Origin of the sequence: Mesorhizobium sp. M4B.F.Ca.ET.214.01.1.1, assembly GCF_004791545.1 — a bacterium.
Classification (GTDB): Bacteria; Pseudomonadota; Alphaproteobacteria; order Rhizobiales; family Rhizobiaceae; genus Mesorhizobium; species Mesorhizobium abyssinicae.
Map to the genome: position 1 here is coordinate 59,743 of NZ_SRUX01000011.1, position 23,367 is coordinate 83,109.

Below are 23,367 nucleotides of genomic sequence, written 5' to 3' on the forward strand. Positions count from 1 at the left end.
ACCATGCTTCAGAAAACCAGCCATTTCATGCGCCAGGCCAATCTCATCAATGGCGAATGGGTGCAGGCCGACAGCGGCCAGACGGTCGACGTCAACAATCCCGCCACGGGCTTGAAGATCGGCACCGTGCCGAAGGCCGGCAAGGCCGAGACGCGCCGCGCCATCGAGGCCGCAGAGGAAGCATTCAAGAGCTGGCGCAAGACCACCGCGCTCGAGCGCTCGAAGCTCTTGCGCAAGCTGCACGACGCCATGATGGACAATCAGGACGTGCTCGCCGAGCTGTTGACCATCGAGCAGGGCAAGTCGCTGTTTGAATCGAAGGGCGAGATCGGCTCGGCCGCCGCCTACATCCTTTGGTTCGCCGAGGAAGGCCGCCGCACGTATGGCGACATCGTGCCGTCGCCCTGGGGCGACCGCCGGATCCTGGTGACCAAGGAGCCCGTCGGCGTCATCGCCGCCATCACGCCTTGGAATTTCCCGTCCTCGATGCTCGCCCGCAAGCTCGGCCCGGCGCTGGCCGCCGGCTGCACCGCCGTGGTCAAGCCGGCCTCGCAGACGCCGTATTCCGGCCTCGCCTGGGGCGCGCTCGCTGAGGAAGTCGGCTTCCCCAAGGGCGTCATCAACATCCTGACCGGTTCGGCGGCCGAGATCGGCGACGAGATCTGCGCCAATCCGCTGGTCAAGAAGATCACCTTCACCGGCTCGACCGAGATCGGTAAACTTCTGATCCAGAAGTCGTCGGTGACGGTCAAGAAAGTGTCGATGGAGCTCGGCGGCAATGCGCCGTTCATCGTCTTCGACGACGCCGACATCGATCGCGCCGTGGCCGGCGCCATCACCGCCAAATATCGCAATTCGGGCCAGACATGCGTGTGCACCAACCGCTTCCTCGTGCAGGCCGGCGTCTACGACAAGTTCGTCGACAAGCTGGTCGTCGCCAGCAACAATCTGAAGGTCGGGTCCGGTCTGGAAGAGGGCGTGCAGCAGGGACCGCTGATCGACGACAAGGCGGTCGAGAAGGTCGAGGAACTGATCGCCGACGCGACGTCGAAGGGCGGCAAGGTCGTTGCCGGCGGCAAGCGGCACGCGCTCGGCGGCTCGTTCTTCCAGCCGACGGTGATCGCCGATGCGACGCCGAAGATGCGCTTCATGAAGGAAGAGATCTTCGGCCCGGTCGCTCCGGTGTTCAAGTTCGACACCGAGGAAGAGGCGATCGCGCTCGCCAACGACACCGAATTCGGCCTCGCCTGCTATTTCTACACCGGCGATCTCGGCCGCGCCTTCCGGGTCATGGAAGGGCTGAAATACGGCATGGTCGGCGTCAATGAGGGCCTGATCACCACGCCGGAAGCGCCCTTCGGCGGCGTCAAGGAATCCGGCCTCGGCAAGGAAGGCGGACATCAGGGCATCGAGGACTATCTCGACACCAAATATGTGTGTATCGGCGGCCTCGGCCTCTGACAACCAAGCGGAAGAGCAGGCGCAAAGCCTGCCTTTCTTGTATTGCAAACCCGGCCGGGACCGGCCGGGTCAATAGATCAACGAACTGACTTTCGGGCATGACGATGAAGGACGGCGAGGTCTTCGGCACGACGCAGGCGGGCGAACCCGTGCGCCGTTTCACCATTCGTGGCGGCGGCCTCTCCGCCAACATCATCGGGCTTGGCGCGATCATCCAGGACCTGCGGCTCGCCGGCCACGACGCGCCGCTGGTGCTGGGCTACGACCGTTTCGAGCCGTATGAGACGGACCGCGCCTTCTTCGGCGCCGTCGTCGGCCGCTTTGCCAACCGCATTGGCGACGGCCGTTTCACCATCGCCGGCAAGCGCTACCAGACGGAACGAAACTTCCTCGACAAGCACACTCTGCATGGCGGCTCGGAAGGCTATTTCCACCGACCGTGGACGGTCTCGCTCCATGGCCGGGATTTCGTCACGCTGACCTTGCATGACCCGGACGGCACGATGGGCTTTCCCGGCGCGCTCGACGTGACCTGCACCTACCGGCTCAAGATTCCCGGCACGCTCAGCGTCGAACTGACCGCCACGACCTCCGAGGAGCCGACGCTGTGCAATCTCGCGCAGCACTCCTATTTCAACCTCGACGACGGCGGCGCCGGCGATATCCTTGACCATCGGCTGATGCTGAACGCCGGCGCCTACACGCCGGTCGACGGCGAGATGATCCCGACAGGCGTGGTCAAGCCGGTCGACGGCACACCTTTCGACTTCCGCCAGGCGCGTCCGTTGCGCATGGAGAGCGAGGGCGAGCAGCTTCCCTACGATCTCAATTTCTGCCTGGCCTCGGCTCGCGGGCCGTTGCGGCAGGCTGCCTGGGCGCAAGGCGCTTCATCGGGCGTCGAGATGGAGGTCTGGACCACCGAGCCCGGCCTGCAGCTCTATACCGGCCAGTACCTGCAGCCGTCCTCGGCAGGCCTGGACGGACGCCAGTACAAGGCCTTTTCGGGTCTCTGCCTGGAGGCGCAGGTCTGGCCGGACGCGCCGAACCGGCCGTATTTCCCGCAGGCCACGCTGTGGCCGGGGCAGATCTACCATCAGGTCACCGAGTACCGGTTCCGACTGCCTTGAAGGTGCGTTGATATTCAGGTGAAGCCGGCCTGCGAACGCTGGTTTCTGCGCTTCCGGTGCTCACGTGCTGAAGTACGCTCCGCTCCGGTTCTCGAAAACCACCGTTTGGTCGCTTCGCGATCGCCTTCGACTTGGCCCTACCTGAATCTCAATACACCTTAGCTAGTTGCCGAACGCCGCTCTCAGCGTTTCGAACGGCGCCAGCGCGCCGCGCACTTGCACGACCGCGGCGGCGACGCGGTGCGCACGCTCGGCTGCCTCAGCCGGGCCATGGCCGGCCAGCCGAGCTGCGAGGTAGCCGCCGTTGAAGGAATCGCCGGCGCCGGTGGTATCGACCGGGGTGGCGACATGCACGGCCGGTATCGGCTGGCGGGCGCCGTCGACGGCGATCAGCGCCGCGTCCTCGCCATTCTTGACGACGATTTCGCCGACTTGACGGCCAAGCCGGTCGGCAGTCGCCTGCGGCGTCGCGTCGCCAAACAGCATCTGCTCGTCGGGAAAGGTTGGCAGCGCGATATCGGTTACAGCCAACGCTTCGGTGGTTGCCGCCTGCGCCTCCTCGCGGCTGCGCCACAGCCGCGGCCGGTAGTTGGGATCGAAGGCGACGAGCGAACCAGCCGCGCGCGCCTTGGCCACCGCCTTCAGCAATATCTGGCGTCCGGCGTCCTCCAGAATTCCCAAAGTGATTCCGGAAAAATAGACAAGTGCCTGGTTTTCAAGGTTTTTGGCCAGTGCGTCCGGATCCGAAGCCAGTTGCCTGGCGGCGGCGTCGGCGCGCCAGTAGGTGAAGGCGCGTTCGGCGCCGGTCAGCGTGATGGCGTAAAGGCCTGGCCGGGCGCCTGGAATGACAGGGCTTTGGCCGATGCCGATGCCGTTTTCGGCGAGGAAGGCGATCTGCCCTTGCGAGAACGGGTCGTCGCCGAAGGCCGAGACATAAGTCGCCGGCCGCTCGCCGCTCAGCGCATGCAGCGCCCACAGCATGTTGAACGTGTCGCCGGCAAAGCCCATGCGCCAGTTCGGTCCCGCCTGGCCTGACAGTTCGAGCATGCACTCGCCGATCGAGGCGACGCCATTTGCAGCCATCTATCTGTCTCCCGGTGCATGTCGCGCAAAAGTGTCCAGCGTTTTGGGGATGACGACATGCACAAACCAACGAGGTGCTGCTGTAGCTTTTTGCGATGGGTAACGCCATGCTTGGCGGCTGCGGTTTTTTGCGTCAGAAGCGGTTTCCCACAGTCGCGGCGGGATGCGATGCGCCCGCTGGAACGTTGTCTTTGGAGAAGGAACCGGTTTGGCATCCCTATGGCGCTATCTTCTCGCGGGTCTTGGTCTGGCCGCCTTGCTGGCTGGCGTTCTTGCGATCGTGTACCTGACCGCTCCGCAAACGACGCCGGGCCCCGACAGGTCGCGCTCGAAGACGACGGCAAACGGGCTGTTCGTCGCCAGTTTCCAGCCGGAGCGGGGCGGGGTTCGGCAAGGCGAATTGCAGTCCTGGCTGCTGACGCTGAAGACAGTCAAGGGCGATCCGGTGGAGGGAGCGGCGATTGCCGTTTCCGGCGGCATGCCGCAGCACAATCACGGCCTGCCGACCAGCCCGCAGGCGACCGACTATCTGGGCGAAGGGCGCTATCGCATCGATGGGCTGAAATTCACGATGAGCGGCTGGTGGCAGTTGCGCTTTGCCATTTCCGCGGCCGCCGGGTCCGATACGGTCGTCTTCAACATCGTGCTGTGAGCGGTCGATGAGGCGTCTCCTGCTGGTCCTGCCTCTCGTCGCACTGGTCGCCATGGCGTTGCTTGCCGGCTGCGGCAAGCCGCAGTTTTCCGATACCGAGAAGAAGGTCATCGCCTCGCTGGCGCTGAACACGATGCCGCCGCTGAAGCCCGACACCACCAATCGCTTCGCCGAGGTGCCGGCGGCCGCGGCCCTGGGCTCGACGCTGTTCTTCGACCAGGGCATGAGCCGCGACGGCAACGTGTCCTGTTCGACCTGCCACAAGATCGACCGCCAGTTCCAGGACGACCTGCCGCAAGCGGTCGGCATCGGCCGCACCAACCGGCGCACCATGCCGCTGGCCGGCGTGGCGCGCGATCCCTGGTTCTTCTGGGACGGGCGGCGCGACAGCCTGTGGGCGCAGGCGTTGACGCCGCTCGAAAACCCGCTCGAGCATGGCGGAAACCGCGCCGCCTTCGCGCATTACATCAAGAAACGCTTCGGCGAGCGCTACGAGCGCATCTTCGGGCCGCTGCCCGATCTTTCCACTGTGCCCGCCAATGCCAGCCCGCTCGGCACGGATGCCGAGAAGGCGGCCTGGGCCGCCATGCCCGTCAGCCAGGCCGAGGACGTCAACCGCGTCTTTGCCAATATCGGCAAGGCGATCGGCGCTTTCGAGCGGTCGATCGAGCCGCCGCAAACGCGCTTCGACCGTTTCGCCATCGATCTGGCATCTGGCGCCGAGCCACAGGGGGACGACGCCTTGTCGCCCGAGGAGATGCTTGGGCTGAAGCTGTTCATCGGCAAGGCCAATTGCGTGACCTGCCACAATGGTCCGCGTTTCACCGACAACTCTTTCCACAACACCGGCGTGCCGCCGGTCAAGGACCTGCCGCCGGATCGCGGCCGCATCGATGCCGTAGTGCAGGTCGAGGCCGACCCGTTCAACTGCTTAGGCAAGTTCCGCGACGGCGACGACAACGCGTGCCGTGAGCTGCGCTTCATGGTGAAGGGCGGGCCGGACCTGGTGCGCGCCTACAAGACGCCGTCGCTCCGAGGGGCCGCTGCCCGCGCGCCCTACATGCATGCCGGGCAGTTCTCGTCGCTCGAAGAGGTGGTCGAGCATTATTCGAAGGCGCCGGCGAGCGTCGAAGGTGTTTCCGAGGTCCACCCGGTCGAGCTTTCCGACCGCGAGCGCGCGGCGCTGGTGGCGTTCCTGAAGACGCTGTCGGAATGAGCTAGCGATCCTTGACCGTCTCCATCGCCACGAAGGTGGAAGTCTGGGCAACATGGGGGAGCGCCGAAATGCGTTCCCCCAGCACGCGGCGATAGGCGGCGATGTCGGTGGTGCGGACCTTCAACAGGTAGTCGAAGCTCGACGCCATCATATGGCATTGCTCGATCTCGGGGACTGCCTGCACGGATCGATTGAAGGCGTCGAGCGCGGCCGAGCGGGTGTCCGACAATTTCACCTGGACGAACGCGACGTGGCCTTCTCCCATGCGCTCGCGATCGATGATCGCCTGGTAACCCCTAATGTAACCGTCCTTCTCCAGGCGCTTGACGCGCGCCTGTACCGGCGTCTTCGACAGGCCGACCTTGCCGGCCAGCTCAGACATGGAAAGCCGCCCGTCGCGCGCCAGCGCCGACAGGATGTTGCGGTCAATGCGGTCCAATTGGTCTTCTGTCATCGAATTGGCAATCGAATTGGCAAGAATACTGGGCAAATCATAGTCCAATCGAACCGGAATGTCGATTTCTTTGGACCGACTGAAAACGGCAATTGTGCTAGCTTGCGCCATTCGGTCCGGTGACCGCCGGCCCGCTCCCTCAAGCTCGCTCGATAGGACAGCCATGCCCGCGCTCGATGCCATCCGCCAGCAGATCCGTGCCAATTATTTGCCCGACGAAGACGCCGCGGTGAAGCGGCTCGCCGATGGAGCGGGGCTTTCGGCGGATGACCGCAAGGCGATCTCGGCCCGCGCGGCCGATCTGGTGCGCGCGGTGCGCGGCTCGACCGATCCGAGGCTGATGGAGGTTTTCCTCTCCGCCTACGGCCTGTCGACCAAGGAAGGTGTCGCGCTGATGTGCCTTGCCGAGGCGCTGCTGCGCGTGCCCGACACCGAGACGATGGACGATCTCATCGCCGACAAGATCGCGCCGCACGACTGGTCGGCGCATTCGGGCGGCTCGAGCTCGATCTTCGTCAACGCCTCGACCTGGGCGCTGATGCTGACCGGGCGCGTGCTGGACGAAGGTGAGGGCGGCATCGAGGGCACGCTGCGGGCCATGGTGCGCCGGCTGGGCGAACCCGTGATCCGTAAGGCGGTGGCAGCCGCCATGCGCGAAATGGGCGAGCAGTTCGTGCTCGGCCGCACCATCGCTGAGGCCGTCAAGCGTGGCCGGCCGATGACGCAGAAGGGCTATCTTTATTCCTTCGACATGCTGGGCGAGGCGGCCCGCACCGAGGCCGACGCGCTGCGCTACCACAAGGCCTATGCCGACGCGATCTCCTCACTCGATTCCGGTTCCAACGGGCCGGACATCCGCAACAACCACGGCATTTCGGTCAAGCTTTCGGCGCTGCATCCGCGCTACGAAGTGGCGCAGAAGGAGACAATGCTGCCGGTGATGGCCGAGCGGCTGCTGTCGCTGGCGCTGGCGGCGCGGCATTCGCGCATGGGGCTCAACATCGACGCCGAGGAGGCGGATCGCCTCGATCTGTCGCTCGACGTCATCGAGCGCGTGCTGGCCGAGCCGGAGCTTGCCGGCTGGAACGGTTTCGGCGTGGTGGTGCAAGCGTATGGGCCACGCGCGGCCTTCGTCATCGACTGGCTCTACCAGCTGGCCAAAAAGTACGACCGCACCATCATGGTGCGGCTGGTCAAGGGCGCCTATTGGGACACCGAGATCAAGCGGGCGCAGACGCTGGGGCTCGCCGGCTATCCGGTCTTCACCCGCAAGGTCAACACTGACGTCTCCTACATGGCCTGCGCGAAGAAGCTGCTGTCGATGACCGACCGCATCTATCCGCAGTTCGCCACCCACAACGCCCATACGGTTGCCGCCATCCTGTCGATGGCCAAGGATCGCGATTCCTTCGAGTTCCAGCGCCTGCACGGCATGGGCGAGGCGCTGCACGAGACCGTGCGCCAGGCCGAAGGCGCGCGCTGCCGCATCTATGCGCCGGTCGGCGCCCATTCCGACTTGCTCGCCTATCTGGTGCGCCGTCTGCTGGAAAACGGCGCCAACTCGTCCTTCGTGCACCAGCTCACCGACGAGGAGGTCGAGCCGGAAGACATCGCCCGCGACCCGCTGGAAACGGTCGAGACGCAGGGGCCCGCCGCCAATCCGGCGATCGCCCGTCCCGCCGGGATCTTCGGCGCCGGCCGCCGCAATTCCAGGGGCGTCGACATCACAGATCCGGTGACGCTGGCGGCGATCGACAAGGCCAAGGCCGAGTTCGCCGGATCGAACCGCTGGCACGCCAAGCCGATCACGCGCGCCGCCGGCTACGGCAAGGAACGCCCGGTGGTCAATCCGGCGAAGCCCGACGAGGTTGTCGGCACCATCCACGAGGCGGCCGCCAAGCAGGTCGCCACTGCCGTGCGCATCGCCGTCGAAGCGCAGCCGGCCTGGGCCAAGCGCCCGGTCGCCGAGCGCGCGGCGATCCTGAACCGCGCCGCCGACCTCTATGAGGCCAACGCGGCCGAGTTCTTTGCGCTCGCCACCCGCGAGGCCGGCAAGTCGCTGGCCGACGGCGTCGCCGAGGTGCGCGAGGCGGTCGATTTCCTGCGCTACTACGCCGCCGAGGCCGCCAATGCGGAAACGGGCACCGAGGCGCGCGGCGCGATCGTCTGCATCTCGCCGTGGAATTTCCCGCTCGCCATCTTCACCGGCCAGATCGCGGCAGCCCTCGTCACCGGCAATTCGGTCATAGCCAAGCCGGCAGAACAGACGCCGCTGATTGCCTTCCGCGCCGTCGAGATGCTGCGCGAGGCGGGCGTGCCGGAAGACATCATCCAGCTTCTGCCCGGCGACGGTCCCTCGGTCGGCGCGCCGCTGACGGCCGACCCGCGTATCGCCGGCGTCTGCTTCACCGGCTCGACCGAGGTCGCCAAGCTGATCGAGAAGCAACTCGCCGAGACCGCCGCGCCCGACGCCATGCTGATCGCCGAGACCGGCGGGCTTAACGCCATGATCGTCGATTCCACCGCGCTGCCCGAGCAGGCGGTGCGCGACATCCTCGCCTCCGCCTTCCAGAGCGCCGGCCAGCGCTGCTCGGCGCTGCGCGTGCTCTACGTGCAGAAGGACGTCGAGAAGAAGATGCTGGAGATGCTGAAGGGCGCGATGGAGGCGCTCCACCTCGGCGATCCCTGGCTGATCTCGACCGATGTCGGCCCGGTCATCGATGACGAGGCGCAAGCGTCGATCCGCGACTATTGCACCAGGATGGGCCTGCAGGGCCGGCTGATTGCCAAGCTCGAGGCGCCGAAGGGCGGCCGCTTCGTCGCGCCGCATGTCTTCCGCGTCAAAGGCATCGAGGAAATGGAGCGCGAGGTGTTCGGCCCGGTGCTGCATGTCGCCAGCTTCGACGCCGACGAGATCGACGCCGTCATCGCCGCCATCAACCGCAAGGGCTATGGCCTGACCTTCGGCCTGCACACACGCATCGAAGGCCGCGTCCAGCATTTCGTCGACGGCATCCATGCCGGCAACATCTATGTCAACCGCAACCAGATCGGCGCCGTGGTCGGCTCGCAGCCGTTCGGCGGCGAGGGGCTTTCGGGCACGGGACCGAAGGCCGGCGGGCCGCATTACCTGCGGCGCTTCCGCAAGGGGCCGGAGGCGGGCACGCATGTCGCCGAGGGCCACAAGGTGACGGCAACCGAACTTGCCGACAATCTGCCCGATCCGACGCTCGGCGGCTGGTCGACGCGGCCCGACCGCGTGGCAATCCTGCGGAAGCATCTGCGCGGCAAGGGCGCGGCGGCCATCGGCGCGGCGGCAAGTATCGATTTTGGTCAGGTCGATCTGCCAGGCCCGACGGGGGAGGCCAACACGCTGTCGTTGGCGCCGCGCGGTCGCGTGCTTTGCCTTGGACCGGATACCGACACGCTGCTGGCGCAGGCGATCCAGGCGCTCGCCGCCGGCAACGCCGTGCTCGCGGTGGCGCCGGGCGCGCCGGCGGCGCTGTCGGCGCTGACCGGCAAGGGCCTGCCGATCGCGGCCATAGACGGAAGGCCCGACCCGGTCGAGGCGCGCGCGCTGCGGGTCGACGTCGTCGCCTTCTCCGGCACGCCGGAGGCGGCACGCGTCGTGCGCAAGGTCATCGCCGAGCGCGCCGGCCCGATCGTGCCGTTGGTCAGCGAGGTGCTCAACCCGGCGGCCTACGCGCATGAGCGCGCCGTCTGCGTCGACACCACGGCGGCGGGCGGAAACGCCAGCCTGCTGGCTGCTGCCTAGGGTGTGTTGATATTCAGGTGAGGCCGGCCTGCAAATGGCGGCTTCCTGCGCCTCCGGTGCTCACGTGCTTCAAGTACGCTCCGCTCCGGTTGTCGGAAGCCACCATTTTCAACTCGGCCTGACCTGAATCTCGACACACCCTTACCGTCAACCGAGATTGACCGCGCGCCAGCGGCTACGCCCCCTCGACAACCGAGAACCCTTCGAACTGGGGATGACCGAGATAGTGAACCTTCGAGGTGCCGGCGTTGCGATGGGCGGCGCGGAAGTTTTCCGACTTCGTCCAGGCGACGAAATCCTCGTGGCTGGCCCAAACCGTGTGCGAGGCGAACAGCGTGTAGCCCTCGTTCTCGTTGACCGGACCGCGCAGCAGGTGGAATTCCCTGAAGCCTTTCATGTCGGAGAGGCTGGAATCGCGGTTCTTCCAGACATCCTCGAAGGCGTCTTCCGAGCCGTTCTGGACCTTGAAGCGGTTCATGGCGATGTACATTGGCTATTCCTTTGGCGATGTATGGTGGGTGGTTTCGAAGCCGATCAGTACGGACCGATTGGGGCTCTGAACCGCCAGCTCGAAATTCCGATCTCCGGCGGAATGGGAGGGAAGGGTGACTGCTGGCGCACCAGGTTCAACGCGAACTGATCGAGTTCGGGTGAACCTGAACTTTTGGCGAGCTCAAGGTCCGTGACGCGGCCATTCGCCAACACCACAAAGCTCACCGTGGCATTGTTGAGAGCCTTGGCCTGCGCCGACTTTGAAACAAGACGATTGGCTTTCGCCAGCTTGCTGGCGATCTCGCCACTGTAGCGCGATCTCGCCGCTTCGCCGTTCGCTGCCTTGGCCTTGCCCTTGCTGGCGATCGACGCCTTGATCTCTTGCCCGTCCGCCGTGCCGCGCGCGTCGGCCATCTTGCTTACAGCGCCCGAACCGTCGGCAGGGCTCGGCCTCGGGGTCGGGACGGGCGGCTGCCCGGAAAAAGCCGGTTCAGGCTCGGAGCTTTCGTCCTGGATCGCGGAAGTCACCGGCTGCTCATCCGCCTGCGCCGGGCTGTGAAGGTTGTCTCGCGGCGTTCCGGCGATCAAAATGTCAGGTGCCGGGTCTGGCTTTTCGACGGTTTCCTTCGCAGGTGCTGGCGCTGCCGACTCTCGTTGTGCCTGGGGAGCCGGAGTTGGCGCCGGCTTCACTGCCGGCGTCGTCGGTGGTTTCGGGGTTGGCACCAGCGCGACGTTGACCGCGCCCGGCATTTGTCCATCCGAGGCGCTGCCGACGACGTTGGCGCCTGATTGATCGGCGCCCTCCGCCTGCATGGCGTCCTGAAAACTAAGGGTTGTCGCCGGCGCAATCATCAAGGCCGCCGCCAGCGCCGCATGAAGGGTGCCGGACGCGCCGATCGTCGCGATCCAATTGAGGTTCCTTTCCGGCGGCCGCGCGCCCGCACGCGGCTCGCCTGGTGTTGCCGTCAACTCGCTGCTGAGGTCGGAAATTTCACTGATGTCCTGCATGGCGCGGTACGGAAGCTGCCGCGACCAGTCCGGCATTGTCAAATCAAGATCGCTTGCCGCGAGCGGCGCGAAGCCGATGCCGGCCGAGGCCAGGCAAGGGCGTCTCGCGCGAGTGACGGCTCTATTCCCACCGTTGCATCAGACTCCGAAAGCGATGCCGGTCTTGGTCGAGGTCTTCAGGCCGCGCATGCAGCCGGCCGGCTTGACGCCAGCGCCGGCGCATTCGGCCGCGCTGTTGATCAGCACGCGGCTGACCTTGGCGCAGTCGGTGCCGGCAAGATCGAAGCGCGTCACCTTGGTCTTGCCCGCTGGCAGGTCCTTGAAGTCAAGCACGGTCAAGCGGTCGACGACGCCGGCCTCGTTGAACAGAGCGATCTCGAAGGCGGCCTTCGACAGGTCGGCGCCGAGCGCGTTGTTGACCACGAAAGTCAGCCGGCAGCCCTTATCGGAGGGCTGCGCGGCATTAAGCTCGAGGCTGAGTTGAGGGGCCGGTGCGGACTGGGCCCACGCCGGCGCCGCCGCAAGCGACATCGCCAGCGTCGAGGCCAGCAGACGAAGCGATGCCGTCAAGCTTGTCATGGTCGTCAGCCCCCAAAGCGCATGGTCGCCCCCAGCTTCAGCGTGATGCCGGGTTCGTAGAGGACAGCCGTCGTGCCGCCGTTCAGCGGGTTGGTGTATTTGACGTCGAACAGGTTGTCGGCGCGGAAGTCGACCTTGAGATTGTCGGTCGCCTGGTAGCTGGCGAAGGCGTTGACCAGCGTATAGTCCTTGGCCACGGAGTTGCCCTTGGGCTTGCCGTTGTACTGCACCTCGCCGCCGACGGTCAGCTTGTCTTCGAGGAAGCGAAGGCCGAGCTGCGCGGTGACCTGGGAGGAGGGGATGGTGGCAAGGTCGGCACGCACGCCCTTGTAGGAAATCGTGTGGCCGTCGATGACAGAGGCCGAGAGCCCGGCATAACCCCAACCGGCGTCGTAGACGCTTTCCAGCTCGAAGCCGTTGATTTTGGCCTTGGCGAAGTTCTGGTACTGGAAGCAGATCGGGATGCCCGGGCCGAACGGGCAGCCGCTGGTCGGGTCGAATGCCGACAGCACGACGCCGTCAATGTAGTCGTCGACATTGTTGTTGAAATAGGCGGCCTTGAGCCGCAGCGCGTCGCCGGCTTCGAAGATGTCGTTCTGCTTGAAGTTGACGCCGAATTCGACCGTCTTGCCGGTTTCGGGCCGCAGGTTGGGGTTGGGCAGGAACGGGAAGCTGACGCCGGCCGGATGGTTGCCGCTGATCAGCGTCTCCGTCAGCGAGGGCGAGCGGTAGCCTTCGGCGTAGGTGCCATAGAACTGCAGGCCAGACAGGCTGGCGCTTTCGAAGGGCGAGACGCCGACGGTGATGCGCGGCGACAGCCTGTCGCCGGATGTCTCGTTATCCGAATCCTTCAGCCTGTAGCTGTCGTAACGCAGGCCGGTGATCACCTCGAGCCACTCCCAGGTCAGTTTGTCCTGGATGTAGGCGCCGGAGACGTTGCGCTTGCCGGACGGCGTGTAGAAGCTGTCGCCGCCGGCGGTACCGCCCGTCTCGACATTGTCGCCGACCCAGTCGCCGCCATAGGTCAGCTCGTGCGCGACGCCGGCGGTCTCGAAGCGCGACGTGTTCCAGATATCGATGCCGGTTGTGCCGACATCGAAGGTCGAGGTCGACCCCGCAGGCAACACGACGGGAAGACCGGTTTCCGGATCGAACCGGTTTTGCGCGACAAGGCTGGTCAGATCGAGGTTGGTCTTGTTGTAGGAGGCGTTGATGTGGAGATCGAGCCAGCTCCTGGAGTCGTCGGTGATGTTGTAGCGGGCTGTAAAAGTGTTCGACTTCAGGTCGACATCGTTGGCCGGCACGCCGCTGCTGGTCTCCGTCCAGCCGTCGCTGGAGCCGACCCAGCCGAGTTTCAACTCGCTGTTCTCGGTCGGGCGGATCGTGGTCTTGAGCAGGCCGCTCAGCACGTCGAAGCCGGTGCCGCCGACAGTGTCGCCGCCGCCATTCTTGTAGTCGTCATAGTCGCGGTAGACGATGTTGCCGAGCACATCCCAGTTCTCGTTGAAGCGGTAGGCGCCGGTGGCGCTGGTGGTCCAGCCCTTGCCGTTGCTTTCATAACGGCCGGTGAGCGCGCTAGCCCAGCTTTCCTCCGGCTTGAGGAAATCCTCGGCATCCTTGGTGTCGAAGAAGACGACGCCGCCGATGGCGCCGGAGCCATAGGTGTTGGCGACCGGACCGCGGATCACGTCGACGGATTTGATGAGTTCAGGGTCGACGTAGAAGGTCGACTGCGTGCCATGATCGGAGCGCTGGAAATCCTGCCTGGCGCCGTCGATGATGACCGCGACGCGGCCGAAATCCTGCAGGCCGCGGATGTTGATGCTGGAGCTGACGCGGCGCGCGTCGGCCTGCACGGTCACCCCCGGCACGCCGAGCAGCATCTCGTTCGGCGTCGTCGCCATGCGGCGGTCGAGCTGCTCGCGGTCGACATGGCTGGCCGAGGCGAGCGACTGGATCGCCGTCTCGCCGGTGCGGCTGAGCACCAGGATCTTGTCGAGCAGCGTCGCCTCGGCCGGCTTCGTCTCTTCCGTCTTCTTTGCAGGATCGGCCTGCTGGTCGCTTGCAGCCTGGGCTGTCTGCTGCGCGCTTGCCGGCGGAGTCAGGATCGCGATCGCCGCCGCGCCGGCCAGAAGCGCGGCCATTCCCCTTGCCATAGACCGTTGCGCCGAGCCCGCGTTCTCATCCGCCAGACCCAGCCTTTGCCAATTCGCCAACCCCATGCCCCAACTCCAGATTACAGGTTCGCTGCTGGCTGGCCCGAGGGCTCGCTGGCATTTTTCATCACATCCGGCGCGTTAAATGTTGACTCATTTACTCCGGTATTGCACTGGTTATAAAACATGATTATTCGAGTCAAGAAATGAATCGGCATTTTATGCAGACGTCCGGCCAGGTGGCCGGCACAGGGAAAGGACCGACCCAGATGAACACGCACAACGCAAACGATTTCCGCTATCGCGTCCGTCGTTCCGAAGACGTTGCCACCCGTTTCGACAGCGTTCCGCTGGCGGTGAGGACGCTCTCCAGCAACACGCTTTTCCAAGGCGAGCACGAGATCGGCATCGAGCACCATGGCGCGCTCTATCGGTTGAAGATCACCCGCCAGGGCAAGCTGATCCTCAACAAGTGAGCAGCAACCGACGACAGGCTGAAGGCAGGGGAAGACATGGACCAGCGCGTGAAACCCACACCGCATGAAATCCGGCGGGCGCGGGAAGACAATCCGAAAGCGCGCGAGCGCGACCTTGCCGCCGAGCTCGGCATCTCGGAAGCTGAGCTCGTCGCGGCCCATAGCGGGCAGGGCGTCGTGCGGGTCGAGCCGCGCGTCAACGATTTGCTGACCGGCCTCGAAGCTGTCGGCGAGGTGATGGCGCTGACCCGCAACGAGAGCGCCGTTCACGAGAAGATCGGCGTCTACGACAAGGTCGTCACCGGCAATCACAACGCCATGGTGCTCGGCGAGAACATCGACCTGCGCATCTTCCCGAAAGTCTGGGCGCATGGCTTTGCCGTCGAGAAGCGCGACGGCGGCGACATCCGCCGCAGCCTGCAGTTCTTCGATGCTTCGGGCGAGGCGGTGCACAAGGTGCATCTGAGGCCCGCCTCGAACCTCTACGCCTACCAGAAGCTGGTGGCGGAACTGGAATCGTCGAACCAGGAGCCGATCGTTTCCGTGTCGGCAAGCGCGAGCGAGGAGGAGCCGGAAGTCGAGGGGCAGGCGGCCAGCATCGACGACCTGCGCGACCGGTGGAGCAGGCTCACCGACGTGCATCAGTTCTTCGGCATGCTGAAGACGCTGAAGCTCAGCCGCCGCCAGGCGGTGCGCATGGTCGGCCAGGATTATGCCTGGCTGCTCGACAAGGATGCCGTAGCCGCCATGTTCCATCACGCCGCCGAAGGCGCGATGCCGATCATGTGCTTCGTCGGAAACCGCGGCTGCATCCAGATCCATTCCGGTCCGATCAAGGCGGTCAAGCCGATGGGGCCGTGGATCAACGTGCTGGACGAGACGTTCCACCTGCACTTCAGGAACGACCACATCCATGAGGTCTGGGCCGTGCGCAAGCCGACCAAGGACGGCCATGTCACCTCGCTCGAAGCCTATGGCGCCGACGGCAAGATGATCATCCAGTTCTTCGGCAAGCGCCACGAAGGCGAGGGCGAGCGCGACGACTGGCGGTTCCTCGCCGAGAACCTGCCGCGCATCCCAAGCCCGACCGCTGCCTGAGGAGGATGAACCATGGTTTCCTTCCCCAGTCTGTCGCGACCGAACCTTGCTCCGGCAATCGGACTTTCGCTTCTTCTTGCCGTCCTGCCGGTTCGAGCCGAGGAAGCCGCGACCGTCTTCGCCGACACGTCGAAGATCGTCGCCATCGGCGGCTCGATCACCGAGATCGTCTACGCGCTCGGCGAAGAGGACCACCTCGTCGCGCGCGACTCGACCAGCCGCTATCCGGAAGCCGCACTCAAGCTGCCGGACGTCGGCTATATGCGCCAGCTGTCGCCGGAAGGCGTGCTGTCGGTCAATCCGTCGGGGATATTGGCCCTGCACGGCAGCGGCCCGAAGGAAGCGGTCGACGTTCTGAGGAAGTCGAGCGTTCCCTTCATCGAGCTGCCCGAGCACTACACCCATGACGGAATCCTCGAAAAAATCCGCCTCGTCGGCAAGGCGCTCGGCGTCGATGCCAAGGCGGACAGGCTGGCGGCCAAGGTCGACGCCGGACTGAAGGCCGCCGAGAAGCAGACGGCCTCGATCAAGGAGCGCAAACGCATCCTGTTCGTGCTGTCGACACAGGGCGGCAAGATCCTTGCCGCCGGCAGCGACACCGCCGCCGACGGCATCGTCAGGCTGGCCGGCGGCGTCAACGCGGTCGAGCGCTTCTCCGGCTACAAACAGCTGTCGGACGAGGCGATCGTCACCGCCAAGCCGGACGTCATCCTGATGATGGACAATGCCGGACCGGCGGTGTCCGACGACGAGCTGTTCTCGAATCCGTCGATTGCCTCGACGCCGGCCGGCCTCGCCCGCAAGGTCATCCGCATGGATGGCGGCTATCTGCTCGGCTTCGGACCGCGCACGGCAGAAGCCATCCACGACCTTGCCGTTTCGCTCTATGGCGGCCAGGTCACGGACTGATCATGGCGGGTCAATCGATCGCCGGCGCGGCGGGCAGGATGACGGTGGCCGAGGGCGACCGTTCGGCGCGCGCTCGTCTCGTCATACTCTCTCTGTGCCTGGCGCTTGCCGTCTCGGTGCTGCTGTCGCTGACATCGGGCGCCTCCGACGCCTCGGCCGTCGGCGTCGTTCGTGACTGGCTCACCGGTGCGGTGCCCGGCGACGCGGTATTGAGCGCCCGCGACCGGCTGATCGTCTACGACATCCGCTTGCCGCGCGCCCTGCTCGGCGTGCTGATCGGCGCCGCACTCGCCGTGTCGGGGGCGGTGATGCAGGGATTGTTCCGCAATCCGCTCGCCGACCCCGGCCTGATCGGCGTCTCGGCCGGTTCCAGCCTTGGCGCCGTCGCCGTCATCGTGCTTGGCTCGACGTGGCTGGCGCCGCTCACCTCGGCCCTCGGCACGCTGGCGCTGCCGCTGGCGGCCTTCACTGGCGGGCTGGCGGTGACGCTGCTGCTCTATCGCGTTGCGACCAGGCATGGCCGCACCTCGGTCGCCAGCATGCTGCTCGCCGGCCTTGCGCTCGCTGCGCTTGCCATGGCGCTGACCGGGATCCTGATCTTCATGGCCGACGATCGGCAGTTGCGCGACCTGACCTTCTGGCAGCTCGGCTCGCTCGCCGGCGCGACCTGGCAGAAGATCGGCTCCGTCGGGCCGGTCATCGTTCTGGCCCTCTCGGCGATGCCGTTCCTGGCGCGCGGCCTCAACGCGCTGGCGCTGGGCGAAGCGACGGCGGGCCATTTGGGCATTCCGGTGCAGCGGCTGAAATACACGGCGATCGTCGGTGTCTCGGCGGCGGTTGGTGCCTCCGTCGCCGTCAGCGGCGGCATCGGCTTCGTCGGCATCGTCGTACCGCATCTGCTGCGCCTGCTGATCGGCCCGGACAACCGCTATCTGCTGCCGGCGTCGGCCTTGCTCGGCGGCTCGCTCTTGCTGCTGGCCGATGCGGTCGCCCGCACCATCGTCGCGCCCGCCGAACTGCCGATCGGCATCGTTACGGCGGTCGCCGGCGCGCCGTTCTTCCTGTGGATCCTGCTGCGCAAGCGCGGCGTGATCGACCTGTGAGGCTGGCATGATCGAAGCGCGCGATGTTTCGGTGGCGATCTGCGGCAAGCGCATCGTCACCCACGTCGATTTCGCCGCGCGGCCGGGCGAGATCGCGGCCATTGTCGGACCCAACGGTTCGGGCAAGACGACATTCCTCAAGGCGCTGTCGGGCGAGCTTGCCTATACGGGCGGCATTGCGCTGAACGGCTGCGACCTCAAGGCGATGAAGCCGGTTGAGGCGGCGACCTATCGCGCCGTGCTGCCGCAAGCGACGACATTGTCCTTTCCGTTCACGGTGCGCGAGATCGTCAGGCTCGGCCTTGTCGGCGGACGCTCCGGCGTGCTGCCCGGCGAGAACGCGCGGCTGCCTGAGCGGGCGCTGGCGCGCGTCGATCTCGACGGCTTTGCCGGACGATTCTACCAGGAGCTTTCAGGCGGCGAGCAGCAGCGCGTGCAGCTTGCCCGCGTGCTCTGCCAGGTCTGGGCGCCGGTGCTCGACGGCAAGCCACGCTACCTGTTCCTCGACGAGCCGGTGTCCAGCCTCGACGTCAAGCACCAACTGATCATCATGGACATTGCCCGCGACTTCGCCAGGCGCGGCGGCGGCGTCGTCGCCATCCTGCACGATCTCAACCTGACCGCCATGTATGCAGACCGCATCCACGTCATGCATCGCGGCCGGCTCGCCGCCGCGGGCGCGCCGCAGCACGTGCTGACCGACGAACTGATCGAGAAGGTGTTCGATTGCCGGTTGAAAGTTGGCGTGCTGCCGGCAGCCAATATGCCGTTCGTTTTGCCGCAATCGGCGGCCTAGCCGCCGGCTGCAATCAGGCGGCCGGGGCCCGCTGCTCCAGCATGTCGATGCCGAGCAGATGGCGCACATTCGGGCGCGCCGCAACAAGGTCGGCGATCGTGTAGCGCGACAGCACGGCAAAGAAGGCGTTGAGCGCCTCGCGCAGCGCTGAGTTCAGCGCGCAGCTGTCAACCAGCGGGCATTCGACCGCGTCGTTCTCGAAGCATTCGGCCATGGCGAAGCTCTCTTCGGTCACCCGCACGACGTCGAACAGGCTGATCTGTTCGGCCGGACGGCCGAGCCTGACGCCGCCATTCCTGCCACGCACCGTCTCGACCAGGCCGTTCTCCACCAGCGGCTGCAGGATTTTGAACAGGAACAGCTCCGACACCGAATAGGCGGCGGCGATCTCGGGGATGCGACTCAGCCGTTCGGTATTGGCGGCGCAATACATCAGGATGCGCACGGCATAGTTGGTCTGGCGCGTCAGCCGCATTTCGTCCTCTTGAACCAGTAGCTTGGGCTCAATATGGCCTATACCTTGGAACAATTCCAGACTGGCAGCGCACGATAGATGAATAAACGCGTCAACTTTATGTGCATGGTGGCGCAAATCGTGAGCGTGGGTAGCGTGCCGCGGGCATTTGGCCTTCAGCGTCCCTAGATAAGTCGCAACATCGATCAGGAGCGGCTCACAATGTCACAAGCGGCCCCGGCCATGAACCATGTCCGATTCGACACCGACGCCGCTGCCAAGCTTGCGGCGCTGAGGCGAACCAAGTTCGTGGCGACCGCGGCGCTGGCGCTCTGCGTTCTGGTCTTTGCGCTCGCCAAGTCGTTCGAGGGCACCTATCCGTGGCTCGGCTTCGTCGCCGCCTTCGCCGAGGCGGCGACCATCGGCGGGCTGGCCGACTGGTATGCGGTGGTGGCGCTGTTCAGGCGCCCGCTCGGCCTGCCGATCCCGCACACGGCCATCATCCCGGAAAACCAGAACCGCATCGCCGACAATCTCGGCCGCTTTATCGAGGTCAATTTCCTGGCGCCGGAGCCGGTGCGCGAAAAGCTGGCCGAGGTCGATTTCTCCGCCTTGGTCGCCGACTGGCTGGCCGATGCGGAGCGCGCCGCCGGCCTGTCGCGCTTTGTCGCCCGCCTTGTGCCGCAGACGCTTGCCGCCGTCGAACAATCCGGCCTGCGCGGCTTCGTCACCAGCCGCATGATGGATGAGGTCGAGAAGGTGCCGCTGGCGCCGCTTGCCGCCGAGCTCCTGTCGGCGCTCACCGACGACCGCCGCCACCAGAAACTGTTCGACGAGTTCACCAGGGTGATCGGCCGGTTCCTCAACGACGAGGAGGCGCTCTCCGCCATGCGCGAGAAGATCCGCGAGGAATTGCCGTCGCTGTTCAACCTGTTTCGCGCCGACGCCTATCTCCTGAAGAAGATCGTGGCCTCGGCAGGCACGCTGCTCGAGGAGGTGCGGGCCGATCCCGACCACCCGATGCGGGCAGAGTTCGACCGTTTCGCGAGGACTTTCATCGAACGGCTGAGGACGTCGAAGCAATCGGCGAGGTGGCTGAAATGGCCAGGAAATCCGGCACCGAATCCATCGAGATCCTGCGCGAGCGGATCAAGGACGCGATGGCGGAGATCCGCGCCGGCTACGACAAGAAGTGACGCTTCCCACCGGCGTCGCTGGTGCTGCCTGCCAGGTACCCTCGCGCTTCCGGGAGCGGCTAGGTCGCGGGCGTTGAGGGGCAATGCTGCCTTCCGGCGGCATTGTGGACGAACTGCCACCCATGGCAGCAAAACGCTGCCTGTCGGAACCGAATTGCCAGGCGGCGAATTGACAGTGGGCTCCGCTTCGTGATCGGGAGACAGGCAAAGCGATCGGGAAAGCAGGAATGACGGAAACACGGCCGAGGACGCCGCCGACCTTCGAGCAGTTGAGGACGATGGCCGGGCAGGAAGTCGGCGTGTCGGAGTGGACGACGGTCGACCAGCATCGCATCGACCAGTTCGCCGAATGCACTGGCGACCATCAATGGATCCATGTCGACCCTGAAAGGGCAAAACGGCAGAGTCCGTTCCGCACCACGATCGCGCATGGCTATCTGACGCTGTCGATCATCGGCGCGTTGGCGCTCGACATGGGCATCGTGCCCGAAAACACCCAGGCCGCCTTCAATTACGGCTTCGACAAGGTGCGTTTCCTGGCGCCGGTCCGGGTCGGCTCGCGCATCAGGTTGCGCACGACGCTGCTGTCCATGGAGGACAGGGGCCCCGGCCAGTATCTGATGAAGGCCGCCAATACGGTCGAAATCGAAGGCGAGCAGAAGCCGGCCTTGACCGCCGAGACACTGGTTATGCTGTACGAGCGCCGCAAGCGGGCAGGGGCCTAGAGCTGTTTGGAATTCTACTCTGGCGGCCATCTGATGGCGTTTTGTGCGCTTCCGGTGGTCACAGGCCCAAACGTCCGCTGCGCTCCGGTTCTCGAAGCCACCACCATATGGTTCGCCAGAGCGAATTTCGAAACAGCTCTAGGCCTCGGCCCGCTCCTTGCTTCTCGTAGCCGCCCGCCGGCAGAACACGCCAAGGCCGAGCGCAAACAGCGCAAGCGCCATCGCGAACCGGAACGTGACCTGCATTCCGAGCAGGGTTGCCGATGGGGTCGCTGAATCTGCTCCAGCAGATGCCGCGGCGAATATGGCGCCCATCAGCGATGCGCCGGTGATCAGGCCGAGATTGCGCGACAGGTTGACGAGGCCGGAGACGACGCCGCGCTGGTCGGCGGTCGCGGCCCCCATCACCGCGGCGTTATTCGCGGTCTGGAACAGGGCGTAGCCGCCGCTCAGCGCCAGGACCGGGACGACGTAGCCGGGAATGCCGAACGCGATCCGGATCGACGAGAGGGCAAACGTGCCGAGAACGAGCGAGGCCAGGCCGGCTATCATCGTCGGCTGGGCACCGAAGCGGTCGACCAGCCGCCCCGCCGGCACCGCAGCCAGCGTCGCGACCAACGGTGCCGTGGACATTACCAGCCCGACGGTGGCGGGGTCGAGGCCCAGCGCTCTGGAGAGGTAGAACGGCGCGACCACCAACTGGCCCATCACCACGGTCGAGACGACGACGCTCATGGCGAGGCTTGCGGTCAGCATGCGGTCGCCGAATGCAGCCAGGCGGACGAGCGGCGTTTCGACCTTCAATTCCGTCACGATGAACAAGGCGACGCCAAGGGCGGCAACGACAAGCAGGGCGAGATTGAGCAGACCAACGCTGCCCTTGCCCAGTGTCATGGCCAGCGCGTAGGCGGCCAGCGTCAGGCCGAGCAGAACCGTCCCGAGCGTATCGAAAGCGCTTCGTCCCGGCCCGGACCTGCCGTCCTTGGGCAGCGCGCGCCAGGCAAGCGCGAAAGCCAGCATGCCGAGCGGCACATTGACCAGGAACATCGCCCGCCAGCCGGCGCCGGCGATCAGCAGTCCGCCGAGCGAGGGGCCAAGCATGGTGCCGATCGACGACATGGCGCCGAGCAGGCCCATGGCGCTGCCGGTCCTGGCCTTAGGGACGGTGCCGGCGACGAAGGCCAGCGTCAGCGCCATCATCACGGCCGCGCCAAGGCCTTGCGCGGCCCGCGCCGCGATCAACAGCCCAAGCGTCGGCGCCAGCGCGCAGAGCGCCGAGGCGATCGTGAACAGGGCGATGCCGGCGAGCAGGAGCGGACGGCGGCCGACAATGTCGGCCAGCCGCCCGGCGCTGACGATCATGGTGGTGATGGCAAGCAGATAGGCCAGCACCACCCATTGCACGGACTGGAACGAGGCGCCGAACGCCTGCATCAGCGATGGCAGGCCGACGCTGGCGATGCTGGTGCCGAGAGAGGACAACAGCGTGGCAAGCGACAGGCTGGCCAGCGCCCAGCGAACGGACCGCGTGGGCGTCGCAGCGCCGTCAATCCAATTGCTTTCGGTTCCAACTTTTTCCGCGACGTTCGCCATGGCTTGCTCCTTTGCTTCGGCCTGGTCGTACGCCCCTCGCTGACATGGCGAAAGACGCAGCATTTGCATCTTATTCATGCATGCGACGCCATATATCCGTGCTATGATCCGGCGATGCCGTCACCCGATCTCAACCTGCTGGCCGCCCTGGATGTCCTGCTCAACGAAGGCAGCGTGGCGCGCGCCGCGCAAAGGCTGCGCCTCAGCCCGTCGGCGATGAGCCGCACGCTGGCGCGCCTGCGCGAGGCGACGGGCGATCCGCTGCTGGTCCGCGCCGGCCGGGGCCTTGTGCCGACGCCGCGCGCGCAGGAATTGCGGCTGCAGGTGGGCCGCGTGGTCGAAGACGGGGAAGCGTTGCTGCGCCCGGCCGGGCTGCTCGACCTGCAAGGCCTCGACCGGACGTTTACGCTGCGCACCAACGAAAGCTTCGTCGAGGAGTTCGGGCCGCGGCTTGTCGCCCGCGCCGGAGCGGAGGCTGCCAATGTGCGGCTGCGCTTCGCGCCGAAGTCCGACAAGGACGTAGCGTCGCTGCGCGACGCGACCATCGATCTGGAGATCGGCGTAGCCGGCGAGACCGGACCCGAGGTCCGCATTCAGACGCTCTTTCGCGACCGTTTCGTCGGTGCGGCGCGGTCCGGCCATCCGCTAAGCCTGGGCCCCGTCACGCCGGCGCGCTTCGCGGCCGGGCGCCACATCAGCGTTTCCCGGCGCGGCCGCGAGAGAGGGCCGATTGACCAGGCCCTGGAACAGCTCGGACTGCGCCGGACTGTGGTGTGCATGGTGTCCAGCTTCTCGGCGACCCTCGCCATGGCCCGCGCGTCCGACCTGATCGCCAGCGTGCCCGAGCGGCATACGGAAGGCGCGCGCGCCGGCATGTTCAGCTTTCCCCTGCCGGTCGCGACAGCGGAGGTGACGATCTCCATGCTCTGGCATCCGCGCCTCGACGCCGATCCGGCGCAACGCTGGCTGCGCGATTGCGTGCGCGCGGTCTGCGCCGCTTCCGGCTGAGCGGAA

21 protein-coding genes are annotated in these 23,367 nt (G+C 65.9%); 13 read left to right on the top strand and 8 right to left on the bottom strand.

Annotation, left to right across the window (positions count from 1 at the left end; all coding sequences use genetic code 11):
• Positions 1–3: 3 nt before the first annotated feature.
• Together EN857_RS21475 and EN857_RS21480 are read left to right on the top strand one after the other, a co-directional pair.
• Complete coding sequence (locus EN857_RS21475) at positions 4–1,461, top strand: NAD-dependent succinate-semialdehyde dehydrogenase (protein ID WP_126088724.1); 1,458 nt, start codon at positions 4–6, stop codon at positions 1,459–1,461.
• A 98-nt stretch (positions 1,462–1,559) separates the two neighbouring features.
• A complete protein-coding gene (locus EN857_RS21480) occupies positions 1,560–2,588 on the top strand; it encodes an aldose epimerase family protein (protein WP_127391904.1) in 1,029 nt (342 codons plus the stop codon).
• 162 nt (positions 2,589–2,750) lie between these two features.
• Here EN857_RS21480 and EN857_RS21485 read toward each other — a convergent pair whose 3' ends face one another.
• Positions 2,751–3,671: a sugar kinase gene (locus EN857_RS21485; protein WP_127391903.1), complete on the bottom strand. Its 921-nt coding sequence runs from the start codon at positions 3,669–3,671 to the stop codon at positions 2,751–2,753.
• Between the two features lie 208 nt (positions 3,672–3,879).
• Here EN857_RS21485 and EN857_RS21490 point away from each other — a divergent pair, with 208 nt between their 5' ends.
• Both EN857_RS21490 and EN857_RS21495 read left to right on the top strand, forming a co-directional pair.
• The gene (locus EN857_RS21490) at positions 3,880–4,323 is read left to right on the top strand and encodes a FixH family protein (protein WP_127391902.1); all 444 of its coding nucleotides are present in this window, start codon (positions 3,880–3,882) and stop codon (positions 4,321–4,323) included.
• Positions 4,324–4,330: 7 nt separating this feature from the next.
• Positions 4,331–5,539, top strand: coding sequence for a cytochrome c peroxidase (locus EN857_RS21495; protein WP_127391901.1), 1,209 nt, complete (start codon positions 4,331–4,333; stop codon positions 5,537–5,539).
• Position 5,540: 1 nt separating this feature from the next.
• On the opposite strand, the gene EN857_RS21500 is transcribed toward EN857_RS21495, so the two are convergent.
• On the bottom strand, positions 5,541–5,993 hold the full coding sequence (locus EN857_RS21500) for an Lrp/AsnC ligand binding domain-containing protein (RefSeq protein ID WP_127285682.1): 453 nt from the start codon (positions 5,991–5,993) through the stop codon (positions 5,541–5,543).
• Between the two features lie 163 nt (positions 5,994–6,156).
• On the opposite strand from EN857_RS21500, the gene putA reads away from it, so the two are divergent.
• Positions 6,157–9,768, top strand: a complete 3,612-nt coding sequence (gene putA, locus EN857_RS21505; protein ID WP_127391900.1) for a bifunctional proline dehydrogenase/L-glutamate gamma-semialdehyde dehydrogenase PutA — start codon at positions 6,157–6,159, stop codon at positions 9,766–9,768.
• A 175-nt stretch (positions 9,769–9,943) separates the two neighbouring features.
• Here putA and EN857_RS21510 read toward each other — a convergent pair whose 3' ends face one another.
• The 4 genes from EN857_RS21510 to EN857_RS21525 form a co-directional block, all read right to left on the bottom strand.
• The gene (locus EN857_RS21510) at positions 9,944–10,258 is read right to left on the bottom strand and encodes an antibiotic biosynthesis monooxygenase (RefSeq protein WP_127285680.1); all 315 of its coding nucleotides are present in this window, start codon (positions 10,256–10,258) and stop codon (positions 9,944–9,946) included.
• Positions 10,259–10,302: 44 nt separating this feature from the next.
• The gene (locus tag EN857_RS21515) at positions 10,303–11,304 is read right to left on the bottom strand and encodes an energy transducer TonB (RefSeq protein ID WP_245509017.1); all 1,002 of its coding nucleotides are present in this window, start codon (positions 11,302–11,304) and stop codon (positions 10,303–10,305) included.
• A 102-nt stretch (positions 11,305–11,406) separates the two neighbouring features.
• Positions 11,407–11,847 carry a hypothetical protein gene (locus EN857_RS21520; protein WP_127285681.1) on the bottom strand — a complete coding sequence of 147 codons (441 nt, stop codon included), beginning with the start codon at positions 11,845–11,847 and terminating at the stop codon, positions 11,407–11,409.
• Positions 11,848–11,852: 5 nt separating this feature from the next.
• Entirely contained in the window at positions 11,853–13,991 is a 2,139-nt protein-coding gene (locus EN857_RS21525) for a TonB-dependent hemoglobin/transferrin/lactoferrin family receptor (RefSeq protein ID WP_245493485.1), read from the bottom strand.
• Positions 13,992–14,272: 281 nt separating this feature from the next.
• Here EN857_RS21525 and hemP point away from each other — a divergent pair, with 281 nt between their 5' ends.
• Genes hemP through EN857_RS21550 form a run of 5 tightly spaced genes read left to right on the top strand, consistent with a single transcriptional unit; the run spans position 14,273 to position 18,385 of the window.
• A complete protein-coding gene (gene hemP / locus EN857_RS21530; RefSeq protein WP_127285965.1) occupies positions 14,273–14,479 on the top strand; it encodes a hemin uptake protein HemP in 207 nt (68 codons plus the stop codon).
• A 36-nt stretch (positions 14,480–14,515) separates the two neighbouring features.
• Positions 14,516–15,577 carry a hemin-degrading factor gene (locus EN857_RS21535; RefSeq protein WP_127285964.1) on the top strand — a complete coding sequence of 354 codons (1,062 nt, stop codon included), beginning with the start codon at positions 14,516–14,518 and terminating at the stop codon, positions 15,575–15,577.
• Between the two features lie 12 nt (positions 15,578–15,589).
• Positions 15,590–16,486: a hemin ABC transporter substrate-binding protein gene (locus EN857_RS21540; RefSeq protein WP_127285963.1), complete on the top strand. Its 897-nt coding sequence runs from the start codon at positions 15,590–15,592 to the stop codon at positions 16,484–16,486.
• A 2-nt stretch (positions 16,487–16,488) separates the two neighbouring features.
• Positions 16,489–17,589 (top strand): iron ABC transporter permease, encoded by a 1,101-nt coding sequence (locus EN857_RS21545; RefSeq protein ID WP_135858363.1) that lies wholly within the window; start codon positions 16,489–16,491, stop codon positions 17,587–17,589.
• 7 nt (positions 17,590–17,596) lie between these two features.
• The gene (locus EN857_RS21550; RefSeq protein WP_127311405.1) at positions 17,597–18,385 is read left to right on the top strand and encodes a heme ABC transporter ATP-binding protein; all 789 of its coding nucleotides are present in this window, start codon (positions 17,597–17,599) and stop codon (positions 18,383–18,385) included.
• A gap of 13 nt (positions 18,386–18,398) precedes the next feature.
• On the opposite strand, the gene rirA is transcribed toward EN857_RS21550, so the two are convergent.
• On the bottom strand, positions 18,399–18,860 hold the full coding sequence (rirA, locus tag EN857_RS21555; RefSeq protein WP_135858365.1) for an iron-responsive transcriptional regulator RirA: 462 nt from the start codon (positions 18,858–18,860) through the stop codon (positions 18,399–18,401).
• A gap of 201 nt (positions 18,861–19,061) precedes the next feature.
• Here rirA and EN857_RS21560 point away from each other — a divergent pair, with 201 nt between their 5' ends.
• Both EN857_RS21560 and EN857_RS21570 read left to right on the top strand, forming a co-directional pair.
• Positions 19,062–20,228: a DUF445 family protein gene (locus EN857_RS21560; protein ID WP_245511280.1), complete on the top strand. Its 1,167-nt coding sequence runs from the start codon at positions 19,062–19,064 to the stop codon at positions 20,226–20,228.
• Positions 20,229–20,262: 34 nt separating this feature from the next.
• Complete coding sequence (locus EN857_RS21570; protein ID WP_127285957.1) at positions 20,263–20,760, top strand: MaoC family dehydratase; 498 nt, start codon at positions 20,263–20,265, stop codon at positions 20,758–20,760.
• Between the two features lie 138 nt (positions 20,761–20,898).
• Here EN857_RS21570 and EN857_RS21575 read toward each other — a convergent pair whose 3' ends face one another.
• Entirely contained in the window at positions 20,899–22,353 is a 1,455-nt protein-coding gene (locus tag EN857_RS21575; RefSeq protein ID WP_128346105.1) for an MFS transporter, read from the bottom strand.
• 114 nt (positions 22,354–22,467) lie between these two features.
• Here EN857_RS21575 and EN857_RS21580 point away from each other — a divergent pair, with 114 nt between their 5' ends.
• A complete protein-coding gene (locus EN857_RS21580; protein WP_127394344.1) occupies positions 22,468–23,361 on the top strand; it encodes a LysR family transcriptional regulator in 894 nt (297 codons plus the stop codon).
• The last annotated feature ends 6 nt before the right edge of the window (positions 23,362–23,367 follow it).

Excerpts from the sequence above, each read along its gene's own strand:
- EN857_RS21475 (WP_126088724.1), top strand. The coding sequence starts at position 4 with ATGCTTCAGAAAACCAGCCATTTCATGCGCCAGGCCAATCTCATCAAT.
- EN857_RS21480 (WP_127391904.1), top strand. The coding sequence starts at position 1,560 with ATGACGATGAAGGACGGCGAGGTCTTCGGCACGACGCAGGCGGGCGAA.
- EN857_RS21485 (WP_127391903.1), bottom strand. The coding sequence starts at position 3,671 with ATGGCTGCAAATGGCGTCGCCTCGATCGGCGAGTGCATGCTCGAACTG.
- EN857_RS21495 (WP_127391901.1), top strand. The coding sequence starts at position 4,331 with ATGAGGCGTCTCCTGCTGGTCCTGCCTCTCGTCGCACTGGTCGCCATG.
- EN857_RS21500 (WP_127285682.1), bottom strand. The coding sequence starts at position 5,993 with ATGACAGAAGACCAATTGGACCGCATTGACCGCAACATCCTGTCGGCG.
- putA (WP_127391900.1), top strand. The coding sequence starts at position 6,157 with ATGCCCGCGCTCGATGCCATCCGCCAGCAGATCCGTGCCAATTATTTG.
- EN857_RS21510 (WP_127285680.1), bottom strand. The coding sequence starts at position 10,258 with ATGTACATCGCCATGAACCGCTTCAAGGTCCAGAACGGCTCGGAAGAC.
- EN857_RS21515 (WP_245509017.1), bottom strand. The coding sequence starts at position 11,304 with ATGCCGGACTGGTCGCGGCAGCTTCCGTACCGCGCCATGCAGGACATC.
- EN857_RS21520 (WP_127285681.1), bottom strand. The coding sequence starts at position 11,847 with ATGACAAGCTTGACGGCATCGCTTCGTCTGCTGGCCTCGACGCTGGCG.
- EN857_RS21525 (WP_245493485.1), bottom strand. The coding sequence starts at position 13,991 with ATGGCCGCGCTTCTGGCCGGCGCGGCGGCGATCGCGATCCTGACTCCG.
- hemP (WP_127285965.1), top strand. The coding sequence starts at position 14,273 with ATGAACACGCACAACGCAAACGATTTCCGCTATCGCGTCCGTCGTTCC.
- EN857_RS21535 (WP_127285964.1), top strand. The coding sequence starts at position 14,516 with ATGGACCAGCGCGTGAAACCCACACCGCATGAAATCCGGCGGGCGCGG.
- EN857_RS21540 (WP_127285963.1), top strand. The coding sequence starts at position 15,590 with ATGGTTTCCTTCCCCAGTCTGTCGCGACCGAACCTTGCTCCGGCAATC.
- EN857_RS21545 (WP_135858363.1), top strand. The coding sequence starts at position 16,489 with ATGGCGGGTCAATCGATCGCCGGCGCGGCGGGCAGGATGACGGTGGCC.
- EN857_RS21550 (WP_127311405.1), top strand. The coding sequence starts at position 17,597 with ATGATCGAAGCGCGCGATGTTTCGGTGGCGATCTGCGGCAAGCGCATC.
- rirA (WP_135858365.1), bottom strand. The coding sequence starts at position 18,860 with ATGCGGCTGACGCGCCAGACCAACTATGCCGTGCGCATCCTGATGTAT.
- EN857_RS21560 (WP_245511280.1), top strand. The coding sequence starts at position 19,062 with ATGTCACAAGCGGCCCCGGCCATGAACCATGTCCGATTCGACACCGAC.
- EN857_RS21570 (WP_127285957.1), top strand. The coding sequence starts at position 20,263 with ATGACGGAAACACGGCCGAGGACGCCGCCGACCTTCGAGCAGTTGAGG.
- EN857_RS21575 (WP_128346105.1), bottom strand. The coding sequence starts at position 22,353 with ATGGCGAACGTCGCGGAAAAAGTTGGAACCGAAAGCAATTGGATTGAC.
- EN857_RS21580 (WP_127394344.1), top strand. The coding sequence starts at position 22,468 with ATGCCGTCACCCGATCTCAACCTGCTGGCCGCCCTGGATGTCCTGCTC.